This window comes from Aeromonas sp. Y293-4, from assembly GCF_027705905.1.
GTDB classification, from domain to species: domain Bacteria; phylum Pseudomonadota; class Gammaproteobacteria; order Enterobacterales; family Aeromonadaceae; genus Aeromonas; species Aeromonas veronii.
Genome location: NZ_JAPDCI010000049.1, coordinates 1 through 3,412, shown reverse-complemented (window position 1 = coordinate 3,412; position 3,412 = coordinate 1). Strand labels below are relative to the sequence as shown.

Annotated in this window: 3 protein-coding genes; 2 read left to right on the top strand and 1 reads right to left on the bottom strand. The window is 64.8% G+C overall.

Annotated features, from left to right (window positions below; all coding sequences use genetic code 11):
• Positions 1 to 88: 88 nt before the first annotated feature.
• Both OKC31_RS21420 and OKC31_RS21415 read left to right on the top strand, forming a co-directional pair.
• Positions 89 to 1,768 carry a Mu transposase C-terminal domain-containing protein gene (locus OKC31_RS21420; RefSeq protein ID WP_000179844.1) on the top strand — a complete coding sequence of 560 codons (1,680 nt, stop codon included), beginning with the start codon at positions 89 to 91 and terminating at the stop codon, positions 1,766 to 1,768.
• A gap of 2 nt (positions 1,769 to 1,770) precedes the next feature.
• A complete protein-coding gene (locus OKC31_RS21415) occupies positions 1,771 to 2,763 on the top strand; it encodes a TniB family NTP-binding protein (protein ID WP_001381192.1) in 993 nt (330 codons plus the stop codon).
• On the opposite strand, the gene OKC31_RS21410 is transcribed toward OKC31_RS21415, so the two are convergent.
• Positions 2,732 to 3,232 carry a GNAT family N-acetyltransferase gene (locus OKC31_RS21410; RefSeq protein WP_000376623.1) on the bottom strand — a complete coding sequence of 167 codons (501 nt, stop codon included), beginning with the start codon at positions 3,230 to 3,232 and terminating at the stop codon, positions 2,732 to 2,734. The genes OKC31_RS21415 and OKC31_RS21410 overlap by 32 nt on opposite strands.
• Positions 3,233 to 3,412: the final 180 nt, after the last annotated feature.

Below are 3,412 nucleotides of genomic sequence, written 5' to 3'. Positions count from 1 at the left end.
CCCCTCTGGAGGCCACAGACGGCGGGGCCTCCAGAGCACTTTGTCGTTTTTGGACGGAAAATCCCTAGAACCCCAAAGCGAGGTGAGCATGGCGACGGACACCCCACGGATTCCAGAACAAGGCGTGGCCACTCTGCCTGATGAGGCTTGGGAGCGTGCGCGCCGTCGTGCGGAGATCATCAGTCCGTTGGCGCAGTCGGAGACGGTCGGGCACGAAGCGGCCGATATGGCGGCTCAGGCGCTGGGCTTGTCTCGGCGCCAGGTATACGTTCTGATCCGGCGTGCCCGGCAAGGCAGCGGCCTCGTGACGGATCTGGTGCCCGGCCAGTCCGGTGGAGGTAAAGGTAAGGGGCGCTTGCCGGAACCGGTCGAGCGCGTCATCCACGAGCTACTGCAAAAGCGGTTCCTGACCAAGCAGAAGCGCAGCCTAGCGGCCTTTCACCGCGAAGTCACTCAGGTGTGCAAGGCTCAAAAACTGCGAGTGCCGGCGCGCAATACCGTGGCCTTACGGATCGCTAGCCTTGACCCGCGCAAGGTCATCCGCCGGCGGGAAGGCCAGGATGCCGCTCGTGACCTACAAGGTGTGGGCGGCGAGCCTCCTGCCGTGACCGCGCCGCTGGAGCAGGTGCAGATAGACCATACGGTCATCGACCTGATCGTGGTCGATGACCGCGACCGGCAACCTATTGGCCGCCCGTACCTGACCCTCGCCATCGACGTGTTCACCCGCTGCGTGCTCGGCATGGTCGTCACGCTGGAAGCGCCGTCTGCCGTTTCGGTTGGCCTGTGCCTCGTGCATGTCGCCTGCGACAAGCGCCCTTGGCTGGAAGGACTGAACGTGGAAATGGATTGGCAGATGAGCGGCAAGCCCTTGCTGCTCTACCTAGACAACGCGGCCGAGTTCAAGAGCGAGGCCCTGCGCCGGGGTTGCGAGCAGCATGGCATCCGGCTGGACTATCGCCCGCTGGGACAGCCGCACTATGGCGGCATCGTGGAACGGATCATCGGCACGGCGATGCAGATGATTCACGACGAACTGCCGGGAACGACCTTCTCCAACCCTGACCAGCGCGGCGACTACGATTCCGAAAACAAGGCCGCCCTGACGCTGCGCGAGCTAGAGCGCTGGCTCACATTGGCGGTCGGCACCTACCACGGTTCGGTGCACAACGGCCTGCTCCAACCGCCGGCCGCGCGCTGGGCCGAGGCCGTGGCGCGTGTCGGCGTACCGGCCGTCGTCACACGCGCTACTTCGTTCCTGGTCGATTTTCTGCCGATCCTCCGGCGCACGCTGACCCGCACCGGCTTTGTCATCGACCACATCCACTACTACGCCGATGCGCTCAAGCCGTGGATTGCGCGGCGTGAACGCTGGCCGTCCTTTCTGATCCGGCGCGATCCGCGCGACATCAGCCGTATCTGGGTCCTGGAACCGGAGGGACAGCATTACCTGGAAATTCCCTACCGTACCTTGTCGCATCCGGCTGTCACCCTCTGGGAACAACGGCAGGCGCTGGCGAAACTGCGGCAGCAAGGGCGCGAACAGGTGGATGAGTCGGCGCTGTTCCGCATGATCGGCCAGATGCGTGAGATTGTGACCAGCGCGCAGAAGGCCACACGCAAGGCGCGGCGTGACGCGGATCGCCGCCAGCACCTCAAGACATCAGCTCGGCCGGACAAGCCCGTTCCGCCGGATACGGATATTGCCGACCCGCAGGCAGACAACTTGCCACCCGCCAAACCGTTCGACCAGATTGAGGAGTGGTAGCCGTGGACGAATATCCCATCATCGACCTGTCCCACCTGCTGCCGGCGGCCCAGGGCTTGGCCCGTCTTCCGGCGGACGAGCGCATCCAGCGCCTTCGCGCCGACCGCTGGATCGGCTATCCGCGCGCAGTCGAGGCGCTGAACCGGCTGGAAGCCCTTTATGCGTGGCCAAACAAGCAACGCATGCCCAACCTGCTGCTGGTTGGCCCGACCAACAATGGCAAGTCGATGATCGTCGAGAAGTTCCGCCGCACCCACCCGGCCAGCTCCGACGCCGACCAGGAGCACATCCCGGTGTTGGTCGTGCAGATGCCGTCCGAGCCGTCCGTGATCCGCTTCTACGTCGCGCTGCTCGCCGCGATGGGCGCGCCGCTGCGCCCACGCCCACGGTTGCCGGAAATGGAGCAACTGGCTCTGGCACTGCTGCGCAAGGTCGGCGTGCGCATGCTGGTGATCGACGAGCTGCACAACGTGCTGGCCGGCAACAGCGTCAACCGCCGGGAATTCCTCAACCTGCTGCGCTTCCTCGGCAACGAACTGCGCATCCCGTTGGTTGGGGTAGGCACGCGCGACGCCTACCTAGCCATCCGCTCCGATGACCAGTTGGAAAATCGCTTCGAGCCGATGATGCTGCCGGTATGGGAGGCCAACGACGATTGCTGCTCACTGCTGGCCAGCTTCGCCGCTTCGCTCCCGCTGCGCCGGCCTTCCCCAATTGCCACGCTGGACATGGCTCGCTACCTGCTCACACGCAGCGAGGGCACCATAGGGGAACTGGCGCACTTGCTGATGGCGGCGGCCATCGTCGCCGTGGAGAGCGGCGAGGAAGCGATCAACCATCGCACACTCAGCATGGCCTGTCGACAACCTCTCGCGCAACCAAGACATCGCGGTCGGACTGCAAGTGATCTTGAAGCCACGGGCCCGTCCCACCCCGACATGGACCTCGATGCCCGAACGGACGTTAGATTTCGAGTTCTAGGCGTTCTGCGATGAAGGTTGGATCCCAGCCGGGATTGAAAGTGTCGACGTGGGTGAATCCGAGCCGCTCGTATAGGCCACGCAGGTTCGGGTGGCAGTCGAGCCGCAGCTTGGCGCACCCCTGCGTTCGCGCGGCATGGCGGCAAGCCTCGATCAGCGCGGAGCTGACACCCCGGCCCGCATGTGTCCGTCGCACCGCGAGCTTGTGCAGATATGCGGCCTCCCCCTTGAGGGCGTCGGGCCAGAACTCGGGATCCTCGGCCGACAAGGTGCAACAGCCGACGATGCCGTCGCTGCAACTCGCGACTAGGAGCTCGGATCTCAGGACGAAGGTCTCCGCGAATGTCCGGTCGATCCGCGCGACGTCCCAGGCGGGCGTTCCCTTGGCGGACATCCACGCCGCAGCGTCGTGCATCAGCCGCACAACCTCGTCGATATCACCCGAGCAGGCGACCCGAACGTTCGGAGGCTCCTCGCTGTCCATTCGCTCCCCTGGCGCGGTATGAACCGCCGCCTCATAGTGCAGTTTGATCCTGACGAGCCCAGCATGTCTGCGCCCACCTTCGCGGAACCTGACCAGGGTCCGCTAGCGGGCGGCCGGAAGGTGAATGCTAGGCATGATCTAACCCTCGGTCTCTGGCGTCGCGACTGCGAAATTTCGCGA

Coding starts and splice junctions, on each gene's coding strand:
- OKC31_RS21420 (WP_000179844.1), top strand. CDS start 89: ATGGCGACGGACACCCCACGGATTCCAGAACAAGGCGTGGCCACTCTG.
- OKC31_RS21410 (WP_000376623.1), bottom strand. CDS start 3,232: ATGGACAGCGAGGAGCCTCCGAACGTTCGGGTCGCCTGCTCGGGTGAT.